General features: G+C 42.4%; 15 protein-coding genes. 10 read left to right on the top strand and 5 right to left on the bottom strand.

Going from position 1 to position 21,026, the window contains the following annotated elements; genetic code table 11:
• Nucleotides 1-6: 6 nt before the first annotated feature.
• Together PR795_RS17340 and edd are read right to left on the bottom strand one after the other, a co-directional pair.
• Nucleotides 7-645 carry a bifunctional 4-hydroxy-2-oxoglutarate aldolase/2-dehydro-3-deoxy-phosphogluconate aldolase gene (locus PR795_RS17340; protein ID WP_006663390.1) on the bottom strand — a complete coding sequence of 213 codons (639 nt, stop codon included), beginning with the start codon at nt 643-645 and terminating at the stop codon, nt 7-9.
• Nucleotides 646-670: 25 nt separating this feature from the next.
• Nucleotides 671-2,521: a phosphogluconate dehydratase gene (gene edd / locus PR795_RS17335; RefSeq protein ID WP_006658593.1), complete on the bottom strand. Its 1,851-nt coding sequence runs from the start codon at nt 2,519-2,521 to the stop codon at nt 671-673.
• Between the two features lie 372 nt (nt 2,522-2,893).
• Here edd and PR795_RS17330 point away from each other — a divergent pair, with 372 nt between their 5' ends.
• From PR795_RS17330 to PR795_RS17320, 3 genes are all read left to right on the top strand, one after another.
• The gene (locus PR795_RS17330) at nt 2,894-3,550 is read left to right on the top strand and encodes an N-acetylmuramoyl-L-alanine amidase-like domain-containing protein (RefSeq protein WP_228075622.1); all 657 of its coding nucleotides are present in this window, start codon (nt 2,894-2,896) and stop codon (nt 3,548-3,550) included.
• 417 nt (nt 3,551-3,967) lie between these two features.
• The gene (locus PR795_RS17325; protein ID WP_006663388.1) at nt 3,968-4,246 is read left to right on the top strand and encodes a helix-turn-helix domain-containing protein; all 279 of its coding nucleotides are present in this window, start codon (nt 3,968-3,970) and stop codon (nt 4,244-4,246) included.
• Between the two features lie 325 nt (nt 4,247-4,571).
• A complete protein-coding gene (locus PR795_RS17320; RefSeq protein ID WP_036962912.1) occupies nt 4,572-5,459 on the top strand; it encodes an N-acetylmuramoyl-L-alanine amidase in 888 nt (295 codons plus the stop codon).
• 36 nt (nt 5,460-5,495) lie between these two features.
• Here the strand turns inward: PR795_RS17320 and iclR are convergent, their stop codons facing one another.
• On the bottom strand, nt 5,496-6,326 hold the full coding sequence (iclR, locus tag PR795_RS17315; protein WP_006658589.1) for a glyoxylate bypass operon transcriptional repressor IclR: 831 nt from the start codon (nt 6,324-6,326) through the stop codon (nt 5,496-5,498).
• Nucleotides 6,327-6,582: 256 nt separating this feature from the next.
• Between iclR and metH the strand changes: the two genes are divergently transcribed.
• The 4 genes from metH (at nt 6,583) to PR795_RS17295 (ending at nt 13,262) form a co-directional block, all read left to right on the top strand.
• Nucleotides 6,583-10,266 (top strand): methionine synthase, encoded by a 3,684-nt coding sequence (metH, locus tag PR795_RS17310; RefSeq protein ID WP_272516972.1) that lies wholly within the window; start codon nt 6,583-6,585, stop codon nt 10,264-10,266.
• Between the two features lie 54 nt (nt 10,267-10,320).
• Complete coding sequence (locus PR795_RS17305) at nt 10,321-10,908, top strand: hypothetical protein (protein ID WP_006663385.1); 588 nt, start codon at nt 10,321-10,323, stop codon at nt 10,906-10,908.
• Between the two features lie 194 nt (nt 10,909-11,102).
• On the top strand, nt 11,103-12,662 hold the full coding sequence (locus PR795_RS17300; RefSeq protein WP_036962916.1) for a tetratricopeptide repeat protein: 1,560 nt from the start codon (nt 11,103-11,105) through the stop codon (nt 12,660-12,662).
• Nucleotides 12,663-13,016: 354 nt separating this feature from the next.
• On the top strand, nt 13,017-13,262 hold the full coding sequence (locus tag PR795_RS17295) for a hypothetical protein (protein WP_006658584.1): 246 nt from the start codon (nt 13,017-13,019) through the stop codon (nt 13,260-13,262).
• Between the two features lie 84 nt (nt 13,263-13,346).
• Here PR795_RS17295 and lysC read toward each other — a convergent pair whose 3' ends face one another.
• Nucleotides 13,347-14,714, bottom strand: a complete 1,368-nt coding sequence (gene lysC, locus PR795_RS17290; protein ID WP_036968598.1) for a lysine-sensitive aspartokinase 3 — start codon at nt 14,712-14,714, stop codon at nt 13,347-13,349.
• 360 nt (nt 14,715-15,074) lie between these two features.
• On the opposite strand from lysC, the gene pgi reads away from it, so the two are divergent.
• The 3 genes from pgi to ubiA all read left to right on the top strand — a co-directional run bounded on the left by pgi (nt 15,075) and on the right by ubiA (nt 18,444).
• Complete coding sequence (gene pgi, locus PR795_RS17285) at nt 15,075-16,721, top strand: glucose-6-phosphate isomerase (RefSeq protein WP_006663384.1); 1,647 nt, start codon at nt 15,075-15,077, stop codon at nt 16,719-16,721.
• A gap of 290 nt (nt 16,722-17,011) precedes the next feature.
• Nucleotides 17,012-17,515, top strand: coding sequence for a chorismate lyase (ubiC, locus tag PR795_RS17280; RefSeq protein ID WP_006658581.1), 504 nt, complete (start codon nt 17,012-17,014; stop codon nt 17,513-17,515).
• A gap of 74 nt (nt 17,516-17,589) precedes the next feature.
• The gene (gene ubiA / locus PR795_RS17275) at nt 17,590-18,444 is read left to right on the top strand and encodes a 4-hydroxybenzoate octaprenyltransferase (RefSeq protein ID WP_181480524.1); all 855 of its coding nucleotides are present in this window, start codon (nt 17,590-17,592) and stop codon (nt 18,442-18,444) included.
• Nucleotides 18,445-18,520: 76 nt separating this feature from the next.
• On the opposite strand, the gene plsB is transcribed toward ubiA, so the two are convergent.
• Nucleotides 18,521-21,025, bottom strand: coding sequence for a glycerol-3-phosphate 1-O-acyltransferase PlsB (gene plsB, locus PR795_RS17270; protein WP_006663382.1), 2,505 nt, complete (start codon nt 21,023-21,025; stop codon nt 18,521-18,523).
• Between the last annotated feature and the right edge of the window lies 1 nt (nt 21,026).

Genomic DNA, 21,026 nt, shown 5'->3' with positions numbered 1-21,026 from the left:
AGCAATTTATTGAGCACCTTGGACAGCTTGTTGTGCCAGTTCGGTAATTTTCTCGTAGTTACCACTTTCAAGTGCATCTTCAGGAACCAACCACGAACCGCCAATGCACAGCACACTTTCTAGTGCGAGATAGTCGCGGTAATTAGCAAGAGAAATGCCGCCTGTTGGGCAGAAGCGAACTTGAGAGAATGGACCCGCAATAGCTTTCAAGGCTTTTACACCACCGTTGGCTTCAGCTGGGAAAAATTTGAATTCTTTGAGCCCGTAGTTCATACCTGCCATCAATTCAGATACGGTTGAAATACCGGGAATTAATGGAATGCTACCTTGGCTCGCAGCCATTAGTAACTCATCGGTTAATCCTGGGCTGATAGCAAATTGAGCACCTGCTTGGGTGACTTCAGCGAGTTGTTTTGCATTAATGACTGTTCCTGCACCCACAATGGCTTCAGGGACTTCTTCTGCAATTAATCGGATAGCTTCCATAGCACACTCTGTTCTCAGGGTGACTTCCAATACATTGATACCGCCTTTTAGTAACGCTTTTGCTAAAGGAACGGCTTGCTCAAGTTTTTTGATCACGATGACAGGAACGACAGGACCTTGTTTTAGAACTTGTTCAGCGGTCATTTTCCAATTATTCATAATTAATCCTATTAAGCGGTATAAGCTAAAAATTAATACTACAAGCGCCTTCTTCGGCACCGGATAAATGTTGTCTTAATGCACCAAATAGCTCTCTGCCACAGCCAATTCGTTCTGCACATAGGTCGGCTTGGTAAGGTTGGCGAGCGGATAGTGTTGCTTTATCGACAAGGAGCTCGATTTCTCCAGTCAATGCATTCACGCGAATTAAGTCGCCATCTTGAACTTTAGCAAGCAACCCGCCATTGTAAGCTTCTGGCGTCACATGAATGGCAGAAGGGACTTTACCAGATGCCCCTGATAATCGACCATCAGTGACTAATGCGACTTTATAGCCTTTATCCAATAATACCCCGAGCGGTGGCATTAATTTATGTAATTCTGGCATACCATTCGCAGAAGGTCCTTGGAAGCGAACCACAATCACACAATCCCGATCTAGCTCTCCTGCTTCGAAACGCGGTGCTATGTCATTTTGGTTATTGAATACGATAGCGGGTGCTTCAATGACTTGATTTTCAACAGGCACGGCAGAAGTTTTCATCACCGCACGCCCTAAATTGCCAGACAATAGCTTCGTCCCACCGTGATGAGAAAAAGGGTGTTCAATGTCAGCGATCACTTCAAGATCATAAGAGCTTTTTGCGCCTTCCCGCCATGCTAATTGACCGTTATCTAACCAAGGTTCGAGAGTATAGCGTGATAACCCGAATCCTGCGATGGTGTGAACATCATCATGGAGTAAGCCCTTGGCAAGTAATTGTCGGATCAATAACGAAACGCCGCCAGCGGCTTGGAATTGGTTTATATCCGCTTGACCATTAGGGTAAATTCGGCAAATAAGGGGAACAATTGCAGAAAGATCAGAAAAATCATCCCAATTGATAATGATCCCCGCTGCACGGGCAATTGCCACAAGGTGCATTGTGAGATTAGTGGAGCCTCCTGTCGCCAGTAGAGCCACAATACCATTTACAATCACTTTTTCATCGACGAGCTTACCAATGGGTAAATAGTTTCCAGATTGTTCGGTCAACCGCGTAATTTGACGCGCGGCGGCGCGAGTCAGTTCATCACGCAATGGTGAATCAGGGGGAACAAAAGAAGCGCCCGGTAAATGCAGCCCCATGACCTCCATGACCATCTGATTAGAGTTGGCGGTACCGTAAAATGTGCAGGTACCAATGCTGTGATATGAAGCCGCTTCAGCCTCCAATAACGCGTTACGATCGACTTTTCCTTCGACATATAGCTGGCGAACTTTGACTTTTTCTTTGTTTGGTAAGCCCGTACTCATAGGACCTGCTGGCACAAAAACAGCGGGTAAATGCCCAAAGGAGAGGGCTCCCATCATTAATCCCGGAACGATTTTATCGCAGATACCTAAGTAGAGTGCGCCATCAAACATATTATGTGAAAGCCCGATGGCAGTGGACATTGCAATAACATCGCGACTCAGTAAGGAAAGCTCCATGCCATCTTGACCCTGAGTGACGCCATCGCACATGGCAGGAACACCTGCGGCGACTTGGCCAATTGCGCCATTTTCCAAGAGAGCCTGCTTAAGTTGATCAGGATATCGGTCATAGGGACGATGTGCTGAAAGCATATCGTTATAGGAATTGATGATGGCAATATCAGAGCGGGTCATGCTTTTGAGAATACTTTTTTCTTCATTTTGGCAAGCCGCAAAACCATGAGCCAGATTTCCACACGCTAATTCAGCGCGATGTACCGTATTGCTACGGGCACGCTCAATTTTGGCGAGATAGGCTTCTCGGGTGTCTTTAGAGCGCGCAATAATGCGTTTGGTGATCTGTAAAAGGGTGTCATTAACCTTTGTTGAAGAAGTGACTCCAGAAATATTTTTGCTCATGATAATGGCTCCATTATACAAACAGTACTCTTTATGTTACCGGTAACATTGTTCAATGAAAACACAATGGTTGCAATGATCAAAATGAAGATTTCGACATATCTGTGATCTGAATCAATAAGAGGGTTATCGATATTTTGGGAATAATCGTGGCTTTTTCAGCCTAACAGAATGATAAATAATAACTATAATGAGTTGGTTAATAGCGGTTATATAAACATAAAGTGGGAAAATATGGCGGGGTTGAGAAGGCTGAAGAAACTTGGGTGGCTGTTGGGCGTATTGTGGTCGTATACCCACGTTGTTCACGCCACGGAAGTGCCAGACGTGGTATTAACCATAGGATCTTATAGCGTCTTAGAGAAGGCCATTTTGTCCAGCCAACAGGGGCATGAAGAGCAAAAAATAGTCAATGCGACCACCACTTTATTAGGAACACCCTATAACAATCAAACTCTTAATATGAATGCACTCTCTACTGAACGACTGATTATTGATTTAACTGCGGTGGATTGCATGACATTCATCGAGTATAGCGAAGCTTTTAAGCATGCAGATGATGCAGAACAGTTTGTATCCAATTTAGAAAAAATTCGTTATGTGGATGCTCATGTGGCATTTAATCAGCGTCGCCATTTCTTTTCGGATTGGGCACAAGGTGATTCTAAAATTGCCACTGATATTACGACACAGCTGAGCCCTCATACAATTTCGGTAAATAAACAGCTCAATAAAAAAAGTAACGGTGAACTGATTATTCCGACAATTAAAATAAAGCCGAGAGTTATTCGATATATTCCGACTCAATTTATTGATAAAAATGTGCTGCAACTATTAAAAACAGGGGATTACGTAGGTATTTATTCTCCCACATCAGGATTAGATGTTAGCCATGTAGGCATTGTTATTAGAAGTGGAGATAAGGTTATATTTCGTCACGCTTCTTCACAACGAAAAAATTTACGTGTCATGGATGTGGAGTTATTTTCTTATCTTCAGGGGAAAAGCGGGATGATAGTATTTAGATAAAATCAGCACGAAAAGCTAAGTAATGTAATTATCGATTATCGCTATTTAGTTTTAGATGATTATTATTTTAAATAAAGTTTAATTTTTAAAATAAAATGTAATCGTAAAGACAAGTGATTTTTAGTTACCAATTATTGCCATAACTATTTAAATTGTAAAATATTATGAAAATAAAGGCATTTTAATAATTTTTTTGAATAAAATAAATAATATAGCTAAGTTGAAAAATATTTTATAAAGCAATGAATTACAACCTAGAGTTGTAAAATGATAGATTTAATTACAGACTACCCCATCCGAATTCCTATCAATTAGCATTAATTCAATTGTTTATATCTATTTTAAAAAAAATAGATTGTTTTTATAATGCCCGTTAATGTTTGATGGAGTTTTATTTAGAGTGAGGTGAGTGTGTACATGTCAGAAAAACAAAATATTTATGCTTTACTTGGCAATCATCTTCGTAAGGCAAGGGTTCGTAAGGGATTATCAGGGCAGGAATTAGCGACTATTATCCAACTTAGCCAGCAGCAAGTATCTCGATATGAACTTGGCGTTAATAAGCTTAGTTTAGATAAATTAATCGAGATTGCTATTTTACTTGAAATGGATATTCATGAAATTACAACGATGATCGCTCGACAATTTGAAAAAGAAAAAAATAACTCTGAAGACGTCATGTTAGCAAGTTTTTAATTTATTTAAATGGGAAGACTATCCTATAGTTTAAAAAACTATAATGATTAAATGATTTTAATTATTAATTCTTTATTATTATTAAGTAATGAATTATCACGTTCTGACGATTCTGCTTTTAAATGATAAAAGCAGATAACGATAAAATTAGATTAATATTTTTTATAAAAATATTCTTACTTTGCCTTTATTGATACATTTAATTCGTTTTTTTCACCGTGTTAGTTCATATTTAAGCTAAATTTAGTGAAAAGTTCTCATGGTTTTATCGAGGGCGGTGTGCTTAAATGTGCGGCAATTCAACATGGAAAAAGGGCTGTTTTAAATGGTTAGGGCAATATGGATATTTGTCATATTCCTACTCGTCGGTTGTTCAACGACACCTTCAAAAACGGGTTACTATCTCGACCAGAGTTACCCGTCACAGAATACCAGCGAACGTATTCAGTTCATTGTTCTACATTACACTGTTTCTGATGATGCTCATTCAATCAAAACTTTGACGAAAGGAAAGGTAAGCTCTCACTACCTCATTCCGAGCCAACCTGCGCAAAAAAATGGTCAACCGGTAATTTTGCAGCTTGTTCCTGAACGTTTAAAAGCGTGGCATGCAGGCGATAGCCGTTGGCAGTATCATCATGGTCTTAATGATAGCTCGATAGGTATTGAGATTGTTAATGAAGGTTTTGTGAGAAAAAATGGTCAAGATATATGGCCACCTTTTAATGATTCACAGATTGATGCATTAATTCCATTACTGAAAGATATTATGCAACGCTATGATATCCCACCTGAAAATGTCATTGGCCACAGTGATATTGCACCATTACGTAAGCAAGACCCTGGTCGCGCATTTCCGTGGCAATCATTAGCGCTACATGGAATAGGAGCTTGGCCAGATCCTCAAACAGTCACTAAATATTTGGCAGAACGGCAAGTTAATGCGCCTGTGAATGTGCTAAATCTACAAAAAGCCTTGAAATTTTATGGTTATGCGGGGATCCCACTGACAGGTAAGCTGGATAAAGAAACTAAGCAGACACTCCGGGCATTCCAAATGCATTACCGCCCGCGGGATATTGATGGGCGACCTGATGCTGAAACAGAAGCCATCGCTTTAGCATTGATTGAAAAATATCGTAATATGCCGAAATTTAAACAATCTTTGAAATCGAACAAGTCAGAAGCCTCGTCTAATCAGCAGGGTGATTAGATAAGCAAGTGCGGGATTTTCCCGCACTTTTGCGTTTTAGCGATTGGCACCATATTCATGGCTGATCTCTTTAGCAGCTTTGATCACCATCGCGCCAAGCTCAGTCACACGATCATCCGTGATCCGCGAAAGTGGACCTGAAATAGAGATCGCCGCAAATGCCTCTTTATGTTCATCATAAATACAAGCACCTATGCACCTTAATCCGAGGGCATGTTCCTCATCATCATAAGAAAATCCTTGTTTTTTAGCCTGTTGCAGATTGTCTTTCAATGCTGATGGGTTAGTCAAAGTATGTGGTGTATAGGCATGTAAGCCTTTTTTACTGAGTAAAGGAATCAACTGCTCTTCGGGTAAGTTGGCAATGAAGGCTTTTCCCGCGCCGGAGGCATGTAGAGGCAGCTTTCCGCCAATAGGGGCTGACATGCGCATTAATGCGTTACATTGCACTTGGTCAACAATCACCGCGTCATACTCAGTGTGATCCAAAATCGCTAAATTGACCGTTTCACCAGATTCTTCCATCAAACGACGTAATATAGGATGCACAAGGGCTAATAAATTACGACTTTCAAGGAAGCTACTGCCGATGATAAAGGCATGAGAAGCTATCACCCATAATCCGAGATCCCCTGTTTGACGCACGAAACCATGTTGTTCGAGGGTCATTAATAAACGGTGGGTGGTGGAATTAGGTAAACCTGCTTGAAGGGCTAAATCAGTGAGAGCGATCCCACCGGTTGATTCGGAAATGTATTCCAAAAGCGTCAGTCCACGACTTAAGGATTGAACTTGTCCGGCAGCAGTTGCCCCACTTGCAGGTCCCTTTGCCTTCTTTATTTTTTTAGTAATTGGTGAAGCCGCCATCAAGTGTCTCCTGACAGGAATGAATATTCGTTTCTATTATGAATGATTTCACCCAAAAATACTCATCGGATCAGCAAAAAGTCGATCTTTGGCAACCTGAGAAACTCTCATCATGACGAATAATTTTCCAATCTTAAGTTGTGATAGGATGTGATTTATACAAATTTAGTTTATTTTCAATTTATTGATGGTTTAGCAATATCGTTATGTGGGGCTGATGGGGCCGAAGGATTATCATTTTCAGGAGGACAGTGCAGTGTCCAGTAAGAAAAACCAATTAGAACAACAATTAAAAAATAGAATTTTAGTCCTTGATGGTGCGATGGGAACGATGATCCAGCGCCATAAACTCTCCGAAGAGCAGTTCCGAGGAGAGCGCTTTGCCGATTGGTCCAGTGATCTTAAAGGCAACAATGATCTGCTTGTCCTCACTCAGCCTGACATTATTCGTGATATTCATAACCAATATTTCGCCGCAGGGGCGGATATTATTGAAACCAATACGTTTAACTCCACCATCATCGCGATGGCGGATTATAAAATGGAAGCCCTTTCTGCTGAAATTAACGAGACCGCAGCTCGTCTTGCTCGTGGATGTGCTGATGAATGGACACGTAAAACGCCGGAAAAACCGCGTTATGTTGCTGGCGTTCTTGGACCCACAAACCGCACTGCCTCCATTTCTCCGGATGTGAATGATCCGGCATTTCGTAATGTCACGTTTGATCAGCTGGTGGAAGCTTATCGGGAGTCCACGCGATCGCTGATTAAAGGTGGTGCAGATCTGATCATGATCGAAACTATTTTTGATACGTTGAATGCCAAGGCCGCGATTTTTGCAGTTGAAACGGAGTTTGAAGCGTTAGGGATCCATTTGCCGGTGATGATCTCTGGCACAATTACGGATGCCTCGGGGCGGACGTTATCAGGGCAAACGACGGAAGCATTTTATAATTCTCTGCGCCATTCTCAGCCTATTTCTTTTGGGCTTAATTGTGCCTTAGGTCCTGATGAACTTCGTCAATATATCGCTGAATTATCTCGTATTTCAGAATGCTATGTAAGCGCCCATCCAAATGCGGGATTGCCAAACGCGTTTGGTGAATATGATCTTGATGCCCAAAATATGGCTCAGCAAATCCGTGAATGGGCAGAGGCCGGATTTTTAAATATTGTTGGTGGATGTTGCGGAACAACGCCGCTTCATATTCAAAAAATGGCACAAGCTGTTGAGGGAGTAAAACCTCGGCAGTTGCCAACGCTTCCTGTTGAATGTCGGTTATCCGGTCTAGAACCGTTGAATATCGGTGCACAGTCTTTGTTTGTGAACGTAGGGGAACGAACTAACGTTACCGGCTCAGCGAAATTTAAGCGCTTAATCAAAGAAGAAAATTACCAAGAAGCGCTTGATATCGCCCGCCAACAAGTGGAAAACGGCGCGCAGATTATCGACATTAATATGGATGAGGGAATGCTAGATTCACATGCTGCGATGGTACGTTTTCTGAATTTGATTGCGGGTGAACCGGATATTGCTCGTGTGCCAATTATGATCGACTCCTCGAAATGGGATGTGATCGAAAAAGGGCTCAAATGCATTCAAGGCAAAGGGATTGTGAACTCTATTTCGATGAAAGAGGGAATCGATGCGTTTATTGATCATGCAAAACTCGTTCGTAAATACGGCGCTGCTATGGTTGTCATGGCGTTCGATGAAGTGGGGCAAGCAGATACGAGAGCACGTAAAATTGAGATTTGCCGGCGCGCCTACCAAATTTTAACCGAAACCGTCGGCTTTCCACCGGAAGATATTATTTTCGACCCGAACATTTTTGCAGTAGCAACAGGAATCGAAGAGCACAATAACTATGCGGTTGATTTTATTGAAGTCTGCAAAGATATTAAAGATCAATTACCTCATGCTTTGATCTCTGGTGGGGTCTCAAACGTCTCTTTTTCATTCCGCGGTAATGATCCTGTGCGTGAGGCGATCCACGCTGTATTTTTGTATCACGCAATCCGAAACGGTATGGATATGGGGATCGTCAATGCGGGGCAATTGGCGATTTATGATGATCTTCCTATTGAACTCAAAGATGCTGTGGAAGATGTGATTCTGAATCGTCGCGACGATGGGACTGAAAGGCTGTTAGAGCTGGCGGAAAAATACCGTGGGAGCGGTGGACAAGAGCAACAAATTCAACAAGCGGAGTGGCGTAGTTGGGAAGTTGAAAAGCGTCTTGAGTATTCGTTAGTTAAAGGAATTACCGAATTTATTATTCAAGATACGGAAGAGACGCGGCAGCGAGCCGCAAGCCCGATTGAAGTGATTGAAGGTCCCTTGATGAATGGGATGAACGTGGTCGGGGATCTCTTTGGTGAAGGCAAAATGTTCCTGCCACAGGTGGTAAAATCAGCCCGTGTGATGAAACAAGCTGTCGCGTATTTAGAGCCGTATATTCAAGAATTAAAACAGTCTGGAAGTAGCGCAGGTAAAATTTTATTAGCCACCGTTAAAGGTGATGTACACGATATAGGGAAAAATATCGTGGGAGTCGTTTTACAATGTAATAACTATGAAATCATTGATTTAGGTGTCATGGTTTCATGTGAAACTATCCTGAAAACGGCTCGTGAGAAAAACGTGGATGTGATTGGGTTATCGGGACTCATCACGCCATCGTTGGATGAGATGGTGCATGTGGCAAAAGAAATGGAACGTCAAGGATTTACATTGCCACTGCTGATTGGTGGGGCGACAACCTCGAAAGCACATACCGCGGTGAAAATTGAACAAAACTATTCCGGACCAACTGTGTACGTGCAAAATGCGTCTCGCACAGTCGGTGTTGTCGCCGCGTTACTTTCAGACACTCAAAAGAATGACTTTGTTGCACGAACGCGCCGTGAATATGACACCGTACGCCAGCAACATGGACGCAAAAAGCCAAGAACACCGCCCGTTCCATTAGAGGTTGCGCGTGCAAATGCAGTGAAGATTGATTGGCAACATTATCAGCCGCCGGTCCCTAAATTCTTAGGCGTTCAGGAAGTGACTGCATCGATTAAGATATTGCGTGATTATATCGATTGGACGCCATTCTTTATGACGTGGTCATTGGCAGGCAAATACCCTCGTATTTTAGAAGATGAAGTTGTAGGGGAAGAGGCGCGTAAATTATTGGCGGATGCGAATGCGATGCTCGATAAGCTAGATAGCCAAAATTTACTCACACCCAAAGGAATTTTCGGGATTTTTCCTGCAAATCGTGTTGTTGATGATGTGGAGATCTATCGCTCTTCCGAACGGGATCAGGTGCAAGCGGTGTCACTTAATTTACGCCAACAGACACTGAAAACGGATTTTCCAAATTACTGTTTATCTGATTTTGTGGCGCCGAAAGAGAGCGGTAAAGCGGATTATATTGGTGCGTTTGCCGTCACAGGCGGGTTAGAGGAAGATACGCTAGCGGAACAATATGAAAATGCCCACGATGATTATAATAAAATTATGGTTAAAGCATTGGCAGATCGCTTAGCAGAAGCCTTTGCTGAGTATTTGCACCAACAGGTGAGAACGCAATATTGGGGTTATGCACCCGATGAAAGCCTGAGTAACGAAGAACTCATCCGTGAAAATTATCAAGGGATCCGTCCTGCTCCTGGCTATGCAGCTTGTCCTGAACACACGGAAAAAGAAAAAATCTGGCAGCTTCTGAATGTCGAAGACAAAATTGGAATGCAATTAACTAGCTCATATGCAATGTGGCCGGGGGCATCCGTATCAGGTTGGTACTTTAGTCATCCTGACAGTAAGTATTTTGCAGTGGCGCAGGTGCAAAAAGATCAGATTGAAGATTATGCCAAACGTAAAGGCATGACCGTAGCGGAATTAGAGCGCTGGTTAGCCCCGAACTTAGGGTATGATCCAGAGGATTGATTTTTCAGTTATTCGCCTCCATCTTATAGGTAAGAAATCTATTGGGAGCAAATGATGAGCTATGAATTTATAATTGAAGGAAAATTGCCGTCTTCGGCAGTTTATCCTTATCAGATCCAAAATAGTGCAGCACCAGACACATTTTTCATGAGTGAAAGTGCGGTGAGTGCCATGATGAGCATTTTGCAAATTATGGATAAGCTGGATACTGAAGATTCATTGACGGAACATTGCTTTAACCAAATTTGGTTAAGAAGTGAGTTAACGCCAGCGAGAGCGGAAGAAATTTATCTGTTCTTAGAAAACCAAGAGCGAGTTGAGCCGCTTCCTTCGCAAGAGGAGATTGATGCATTCTATCAAGCTCAGCAAGCGGAAGAGAAGTTACTCTCTAAAGAAAGCCCAAAAGAAGGTATGGTTCCGGTTCATAAATTCGCGACTAATGATGGCTGGTTAATTACAGCAAAAGAAAGCGAATTAATTGCTGAGGTATTTTCTGCAGAATTAGTGAGTGAAAACCATTTTGTGGTTTCTCAAATATCGACGCTATGTAAAATTAGCCACCAACAATTGGAATTGATTTTAATTGAATGGGGTAAATTTAATTTATTTGCGAGTAAACATGGCGGGTATCGCGTTAATTAATTCCCATCATTAAACCCTTCAATGAATAATAAGAGGGTGATTAGCTCGTTTTGTGACCAATTACGATAATCACCCAAATTATTTTCTTAAATATTCACTTCATTTGCTTATTTTCGACTTATAGTCCTTATGATTTTTGTATGGGAATGATATCTTATATAGCAGTGGTCAATGCCAAGCTGTGAGTATATGTCATGAAATTACCCTCTCTCTTATTTAGTTTCTGCATTATCTGTGCCCCTTATGTGCAAGCAGAGCCAATAGAGTCGGGTGAATTTCATCATCAATCTTCAAAAGTGGTCGATAACCCGTCTTCAACCCCGAATATTACCCCTGTGGTTTTAGCGCCTCAGGCGGATTCAGCATTAGTGGAACCTTTTCCTAAAGCGCTTGAAGTGACTGAGCCAACCCATCTGCCAACCGATTTTCAAAGTCGCATTAAAGACGCAAATGCGGGCAAAGTAGATGCCATGATTGATGTTGGCGTTGCTTATTTAGATGGTACTGATTTTCTCGATGCTGATGAAAATAAAGCGTATTACTGGTTTAAAAAAGCCTCTGATTTAAATAGTAATGATGGCGATTATTATATTGGTATGCTGGCACAGCGGAAAAACGATTATGTGCAAGCGGAGAGCTGGTATCGCAAGTGCGCCGAAAAAGGTGATGCATATTGCCAATACGCCATGGGCTATTTATTTGAGCGCGGCTTAGGCGTCGAAAAAGACTATAAACAAGCCCGTGCTTGGTATTATGAAGCGGCTGAGCAAGAGCAAGAATATGCACAGTTTGCGATTGGTCTTTTTTACCACGATGGGCTCGGTGGTGATATTGATTATGATAAAGCGCTGACATGGTATGAGCGCAGTGCAAGTAATGGTGTGGCTTCCGCAGTCAATAACTTAGCCGTAATGTATGAAAACGGCGAAGGGATGGAAAAGGATGAAAGTACGGCAATTTATCTGTATCGCCAAGCAGCGAATATGGGCTCACCAGTTGCACAAAAAAATATGGGTGATTTTTATCATAAAGGTCATCCGCCGTTAGTTGAACAAAATAGCTACCAAGCCGTTTATTGGTATAAACGTGCCGCGACGCAAGGTGAATTAGCTGCGCAATATGCGTTAGCGCAAGCCTATGAACAAGGTGACGGCGTTGGGCAAGATTTGAGTGAAGCATTCAAATGGTATCAAATGGCGGCAGATAATGAATCCGCTGAAGGTGCCATGAAAGTGGCGGAGTATTATGAAAAAGGACTGGGTGGTATTAAGCCCGATATGGTCAAAGCGATTCAATGGTATATGGAGCTTGCGGATTCAGACATTGTTGAAGCTCAATTAAAACTCGCCAATTTATACCTAGCCGGTCAGATTAAGGACGTCGATATCCAGCAAATTGTTAAGTGGCTGCAAGCCACTGAGAAAGACAATATGGATGCCAAAAACCAGTTAGCAATTTTTTACCTGACAGGAACTGGCGTTCAACAAGATAGCCAAAAAGCACGATCGCTCTTAGAGTCTGCCGCTTTCAATGAAAACAGTGATGCGCAAAATAACCTCGGTGTGATGTATGCGAGAGGGGAAGGCGGGAGCAAGAATATCTTTCGTGCCATTATGTGGTTTGAGCGAGCAGATAAATTAGGGAATGTGACCGCAAAAAATAACTTAGCATTATTGGAAAAAAACCAAGATGCGAAAGCCAACATGCTGGAATACACGGAAAGTGTAAATAATTCATTACCTTCTAAAAAATGAATGAACAACATCCTTGATCCATTGACTTCTGTAAGCCAATCGCTTTATTGATGTTATTGGCTTCTTAATCATTAATATACATTTTACTGTATTACCATATTTTCAAAATATCATTCTGATATTATTGATAATTATTTTAACTGCACTTTTTCTGATGTCTTTTTTAAAAGACATTACCGATTTACAACACCATAAAAATTATCAATCTTTGTGAATTAGGATGGTATTTTTATTTACCTAAATAATGAAGTATAGTTTTATTAACTGGTTCTTTGTTGAGTATTTGTTGTGAATATCTCTATTAGAGTAGAACGAGTTTAGTTGTTTTTTGAGTATGAAAAAATGAGGTGTCAAATGAGCACTTATTGTTTTTTTATTAAATCCGACGAAGTGGTTGCGTTGGAGATGACGGAAAGCCAAGCAGCGGCAGAGTTGCTGAATGCGGGTTACCAAAAGCAGTTTGAAGAGATAGATGCGAATACCAAAGAATTAGCGCTAGCACGCTTTGCTGATATTCGTGGAGAAGAGTTGAAAAGTACCTATGCTTTTGCGGGAGAGTCAACTTTTAGCGGGCTAATTACGTCTTTCCTTAGCCGCTAGCTTTATTTCTTTATCATCAAGTCAAACGGGCAATCAAAAGATTGCCCGTTATCGTTTTTATCTCACTGTGATTCAAACAGACGCTTACTCAAAAAGATTGCTGTGCAAAGTACGCACAATTTCTTCCACATCGTTACCGGGGACAAGCAAGCAGATATTATGGCTGCTCGCACCGTAACTGATCATGCGAATGTTGAATGACTCCAGCACCCCAAAAATTTGTTTACCGAGCCCGTTGACTTGTGACAGCTGGTTACCGATGATTGCGACGAGCGCAAGGTCTTCTTCAACCTCCACACGACACAGAGCCGATAACTCCGTCATTAAGGCATTGGTCAGTAAACTGCCATTCGTGCCGGTGGAGCCCGTTGTATCTAAAGTGAGCGCCACACTGACTTCCGAGGTGGTTATCAAATCGACTGAAATATTATGGCGCAGTAAGATAGTAAATATTTCAGCAAGAAAACCGCGAGCATGCAGCATTTTCAAACTGTGCAATGTCAGTAATGTTTGTTTGCGACGTAGTGCTAACGCCCTAAATTGTGGTGGGTTTTCCGTTTTATCGCTCACAATGGTGCCGCCAGCTTCTGGCGCTTTACTTGACCCGACAAAAACAGGGATCCCCGCACGTACGGCTGGCAATAATGTCGCTGGGTGCAGAATTTTTGCCCCGAAAGTTGCCATTTCGGCGGCTTCGTCAAAAGCGATTTCATCGATTTTCTGAGCATTTGGGACTACACGAGGATCGGTCGTGTAAATTCCCGGAACATCAGTCCAAATATCCACACGAGACAGATTCAATACTTCAGCGAGAAGCGCCGCGGTGTAATCACTGCCTCCGCGACCTAATGTAGTTGTGCGTCCTTTGGCATCACGACCAATAAATCCTTGGGTGATAATAATGGAATTGTCTAAACGGGGTAGCAAGTGCTGCTGAGCAAGTACGTGTAGCTGCTCAAGATCCGGTTCAGCACGACCAAATTGTTCGTTGGTTCTCATTACTTTTCGGACATCGAACCACTGCGAAGATGCCCCACGTTGGCGTAATACTTCGACAAACAATAAGGTCGACATAATTTCGCCGTGGCTGACCATTTCATCCGTTAAGGCATCGGAGGTGGCAAGTGAGGCTGAATCAGCTAAATGGGCAATATTTTCAAGTAAGCGGTCAATTTCTTCGCGAATGACATCCGCCGTTTGCAGATGTTCAATAATGTCATATTGAGTCTGTTTAACTTGTTGCAGTAGCTCGTTACGTTTATCAGTGTCACAACCTTCGGCAAGTTCAATGAGCAAATTGGTGATCCCCGCACTAGCAGAGAGTACAACCACTCGCACATGGTTATTTGCCAGTACGATATCCGCACTTTTATTCATGGCATCGAAGTTAGCGACGCTAGTGCCGCCGAATTTTGCGATAACAAACTGATTACTGCCAGCTACTGTATTCATTTTCTCAATCCCTTTAATTAAACCGCCTATCTTTAAATAGTGCATAAATCCAAAATAATTCGTGTGGTGCTGGCTGAATCAGGTAAGACATCAACAGCTTGAAATACGTTGGAGTAATAGATTTATCGACTTTGGCACGTATCGTCAATGATGAATCAAGGTAAATCAGTAATTCTAATGATGGATAAAAGATTATCGGTTTTCTCAATACCTTTTCGGGTATGAGATGACAGTTGGTGTTAGGTTTGGGAGAATAGACTTAATGACAGCAAATTATGAGAACGCAGAAAACCGATAAGCTTCGTCTTCTCTGCGAGTTACAATCTATTTTTATTTGAAATTGTTTTGGGAGTGTTATCCATGAAAAGTATCAATCCAAGCCAAACGGCGGCATGGCGAGCGCTAGAGCAGCATTATGCAGAAATGAAAAATGTGCATATGCGTGACTTATTTGCACAAGATGCACAGCGCTTTACGAAGTTTTCTGCCACTTTTGATGATCAAATCTTAGTGGATTTCTCCAAAAACCGTATTACGCAAGACACATTAGACAAACTTTTGGCATTAGCCAAAGAGACGCAACTGGAAGATGCTATCAAAAGTATGTTTAGTGGTGAAAAAATCAACCGCACCGAAGACCGTGCGGTACTGCACACGGCATTGCGTAATCGCGACAATACACCGGTGCTGGTGGATGGCAAAGATGTTATGCCAGACGTGAATGCCGTACTGGAAAAGATGCAACAGTTCAGTGCGCGTATTATTAGTGGTGAGTGGAAAGGGTACACTGGTAAAGCAATTACGGATGTTGTGAACATTGGTATTGGTGGCTCAGATCTGGGTCCATTCATGGTGACTGAGGCGCTACGTCCTTATAAAAACCATTTGAATATGCATTTTGTTTCTAACGTCGATGGCACTCAAATTGCGGAAACGCTGAAAGATCTCAATCCAGAAACGACGCTCTTCCTCATCGCATCCAAAACCTTTACGACTCAAGAAACCATGACCAATGCGCACTCTGCTCGTGAGTGGTTATTGACGTTCGCTAAAGATGAAAAGCATATTGCGAAGCATTTTGTTGCGTTATCAACCAACAGTGAACAAGTTGCAAAATTTGGTATTGATACCAATAACATGTTCGAATTTTGGGATTGGGTTGGTGGTCGTTACTCTCTGTGGTCAGCGATTGGTTTATCAATTGTTTTATCCGTGGGATATGATAATTTCGTTCAATTATTGAGCGGCGCTCATGCGATGGATAAACACTTCACGCAAACCCCTCTAGAAAGTAATATCCCCGTATTGTTAGCGCTGATCGGCATCTGGTATAACAACTTTTTTGGTTCAGAAACTGAAGCGATTCTTCCATACGATCAATACATGCATCGTTTCGCTGCTTATTTCCAACAAGGCAATATGGAGTCGAATGGGAAATACATCGACCGAAATGGTCATGCCGTATCCTACCAAACGGGTCCGATTATTTGGGGTGAGCCAGGGACTAATGGTCAGCACGCATTCTACCAGCTGATCCACCAAGGAACTAAAATGATCCCATGTGATTTTATTGCACCAGCGGTGACTCACAACCCATTAGGCGATCATCACGATAAACTGCTTTCTAATTTCTTTGCACAAACTGAAGCGTTAGCATTCGGTAAAACCCGCGAAGTGGTTGATGCGGAATTTGCAGCACAAGGTAAAACGGTAGCAGAGATGGAGTATGTTGCACCTTACAAAGTATTTGAAGGTAACCGCCCAACTAACTCTATTTTGCTGAAAGAGATTACCCCGTACTCATTAGGTGCGCTGATTGCGATGTATGAGCATAAAATTTTCACCCAAGGCGCAATTTTGAATATTTTCACCTTTGACCAATGGGGTGTGGAATTAGGTAAGCAACTGGCGAGCCGAATTCTACCAGAGTTGGAAAATAGTCAGGCTGTTGCCAGCCATGACAGCTCAACGAATGGCTTGATTAATTGCTATAAAAACTGGCGTTAATGACGTTTTTTTAAGCGACTAATAGCCTGTAATTGGCAGGCTATTAGTATCCTAATAAAATATGGTATCTGAGCTAACTCATTATAAATCAAATATTTTTTACAAAATTTTCACAATTTGTGTTGAATTAGTGACTTTTTATATAAATTGTTATCTATCTTTAACCTTGCACTATCACAACGTGCTATTCTATCGCCCAATAATTTAGATGAACGATGCTGGTTGTGGCTTTAACACGCTAGAGTAGCAATCAGGGGATAACCATAATTTCTATGGTGGAATTTGATTGAATGCATGAAACGATTTTTACCTCTCATCCTATAAGCTGGTTCGTAGAAGGCGAAGAGAGTGTTCCTGAAAATGTATTAGGTTGGTTGCAAGAGCAAAGGTCGATGACCAAACGGTTTGAGCAGCATTGTCAGAAAGTGACGGTGATACCTTATTTAGAACGCTATATCTCACTGGATATGCTCACCACCGACGAACAAAAATGCTTACCAATTAGTGAGCGTTATTGGCTACGGGAAGTGATTATGTATGGGGATAATATCCCTTGGTTGATTGGCAGAACGCTGATCCCAGAAGAGACGCTCACCGATAATGACAAAAAATTAGTCGAGCTTGGGCGAGTCCCATTAGGGCGCTATCTCTTTAGTCATGAACACCTAACCCGAGATTATATTGAAATGGGCACCAGTGCTGACCGCTGGGTTCGCCGTTCCTTACTTAGACTGTCCCAAAAACCATTATTATTAACCGAAATATTTTTACCTGAATCACCTGCATATAGATAACTATCTAACATAATTCAAATGACGTTTATGGGTAAAATAGAAGCATAAAGGAGCACGACAACGTGGAGGGAAGTATGGCGCTAAGTAAATGGCATGCATACAGCCGTTTAATGCGTATTGATAGACCTATTGGTTCACTCTTATTGCTGTGGCCAACCTATTGGGCGCTGTGGATTGCGGCCCAAGGCTCGCCAAGTTTGCATATCCTGATTGTCTTTACGGCGGGTGTATTTTTTATGCGTGCCGCAGGCTGTGTTATCAACGATTTTGCTGATCGTCATTTTGATGGACATGTGGAAAGAACCAAGCATCGCCCATTACCGAGCGGCGATGTCACTGAAAAAGAAGCGAAAATTTTATTCGCTGTGTTGGTGGGACTCTCCTTCTTGTTGGTTTTGACCTTAAATACCATGACCATTTGGTTATCGGTCGCGGGGTTAGCGTTAGCGTGGATTTACCCGTTTGTGAAACGCGTAAGTCATTTACCTCAAGTGGTCTTGGGTGCTGCATTTGGCTGGTCAATTCCAATGGGGTTCTCCGCAGTTAGTGAGTCTTTACCTTTAGTGTGTTGGTTACTGTTTTTGGTCAACATTATCTGGTCAGTGATTTATGACACACAATATGCCATGGTTGACCGTAATGACGATTTAAAAATTGGTGTGAAGTCGACAGCCATTTTATTTGGTCAATATGACAAACGTATCATTGGGCTGTTGCAGGTTGTGATGATAGGACTACTGGTTGTGATAGGTGTCTTAGCCAACTTAGGTCTTGTCTATTATGGTTCATTGGTGCTTGCCGCTGCGTTGTTTGTTTATCAGCAGCAATTGATGATAAACCGTGAACGAGCTCCCTGCTTTAAAGCGTTTATGAATAATAACTATGTCGGTTTAATTCTGTTTTTCGGTATGGTTGTCAGCTATTTCTAATCAGTGAAATGGATAAAAAAAGGGTAATGCAAATGCATTACCCTTTTTTGTTGGTGCGTCTCGCTGATTTGTGAGATTACTCTTTCGGTACTTCTGAGCTTGATTCGGTCGTTTCCGGTGTGCTTATTGGTGCCGGTTTCGGTGCTGAAAGCTCTTCAGTTTGGCTCACGCTTTCAATGGTCAAACGGATTTCCGGTGACATTAAGCGGGCAAGCACTGCATACAGTTTTTTCGCATTGGTAGAGAAAATATCGTTCTCGTTATTATCGATGTACCCTTCATCTTTGAGTGTATCGACCAATGTCGAGAACACGGCCTTATCAAAGAATTCAGGGGCATTAATACCGTGTAGAACAGACAGACGCTGCGCGAGCATGCGGCTTTCTTTTTCCAATGTATTGCGGCTGACTTCTGGGCTTGCATTGAGTAATGATAGCGTGATGGCATAACGTTGCAGTGTTTCACGAACACCTGCTGCCAGCAGCTGTAAAGGACGAATACGGCGAGGATTTAATACCACCATATTATCGTCTTTCAGGCAGATCAACTTTTGGCTGTTCAGCTCATCAATCAATGTATCCACAGTGCTGACGAGTGCGTTAGTGTCATAACGCATAAAGAGTTCAGCTTTCAGGAATGGGTAAATCAGCCCAACTTGCTGGTGGATTTCTTCACGACTAATACGTTCATGGTGTAGCACCATGCTGGCTATCAGTGATGGCAGAACCAGTAAATGATGGATATTGTTACGGTAGTAAGTCATTAAGACGGCATTTTCGCGAGGCAGGATAATGATATCCCCCATGCTATCTTTTTCGACTTCAAACTTATTCATCTGCAATGCGTGTTCGAGAAGCTCTTCTGCCGTTTTGTTCGGCGTCGTTGCATCTGCGGTATAAGGTACATTACGCAGTAGTTGCAGATAGCATTCGATTTGCTCAATCAGTTGTTCGCGGGTCAGTGAACGTTGACGCGACGCTAACAGTGCTGTTGAACATAAGTTAATCGCGTTAGCGGCTGCCGCATTATTGATATTCACCATAATGTTATCAGCCAGACTACTGACCGTTGGGTTCAACCAAGTTGGGCGCTGAGGCTCAATAGGGTCAATGGATTCACGCCAATTAGGTACGCGATTATTTAAGTATTGGGTGAGCGAAATTGGCTGACCAAAATTCACATAGCCCTGACCTAAATTACGTAACTTACGTAAACCACGTACCATCGAGAAGAAGCCTTCTTTCTCTTTTTCCGCACCACGTAATTCTTTCGCGTAAGTTCCCACTTCCATCACATGCTCGTATCCAATATAGATAGGGACGATAGTGATAGGGCGAGAGTCTCCACGTAACATGGCCTGCAAGGTCATCGACAAGGTACCGGTTTTAGGTTCCAGCAAGCGACCTGTACGTGAGCGTCCACCTTCCACAAAGTACTCAATCGAATAGCCGCGAGCAAAGAGCTCACTGAGGTATTCGCGGAATACGGTAGAATAGAGTTTATTGCCTTTAAACGTACGACGAATAAAGAATGCCCCTAAACGGCGGAAAATGGGACCTGCTGGCCAGAAATTGAGGTTAATACCAGCTGCAATGTGCGGTGGTACCAGCCCTTGATGATAGAGAACATATGAAAGCAGCAAGTAGTCCATGTGGCTACGATGGGACGGCACATAGACAATTTCATGACCATCTTGAGCCAATTGACGAACACGTTCAGCATGCTGAACGTTAATCCCTTGATACAAGCGGTTCCATGTCCAACCTAAAACTCGGTCAGTGAGTCGTACTGCTTCATATGAGAAGTTAGCGGCGATCTCTTCCATCATCGCCACGGCATTTTGCTGGGCTTTTTGTAATGGAATTTTTTTGCTGCGAGCTTCATCTTCGACGGCTTTTTCAATCGCTTTAGAAGAAAGCAATTTATTAAAAAGCTCATAGCGTGCAGGCAGTTTTGGACCGACAGCCGCCAAACGTTGGCGAGAGTAATGAATACGCGCCACACGAGCGAGTTTATTGGCAATAATTGTGTCGGTACCATGCTCTTGCGCCATTTGACCCAGTGAAATGCTGGGTGAAAAACGCACAAAGCTATCGCGCCCTAACCAAAGGACGGCGAAGAATTTTTGCACACCGTTTAGTAATTTCAGGGGTGCAGGCTTATGGCCTTCGCGTCCAGGCGCTCGCCCGAACATGACCGATGCTGGCAGCATTTGAATATCTAGATTTGGATTATTTTTATGCAAATCAAGATACGCATGGAATATTTTGACTGACTCTTTACGTGGATCTGGAGAGTAGTAACGGAATACACGCGGACCATCATCAATGAACACATAGGCAGGGAGCTGGGTGCCATTGATGTCGTTATCCACGAGAGGATCAGGTAAACCAATCGCTAAGCATTGTTGGCGAAGCGTGAGAAGGTCGGACTTTGAGTGATATGGCAAAACGTACAGCGTTGGCTTGTTTGGATCAAGCTGCAACTCTGTTATCGGGTCCGTTGGAATTAGTTTACTTTTTACCAATAATTTCAGTGGTAAATTCAACGTGTTGTAATATATTTTACGCCATAGTGACATA

The organism is Providencia sp. PROV209, assembly GCF_028479485.1.
Lineage (GTDB): Bacteria > Pseudomonadota > Gammaproteobacteria > Enterobacterales > Enterobacteriaceae > Providencia > Providencia alcalifaciens.
This window is presented reverse-complemented; position numbering and strand designations above follow the sequence as displayed.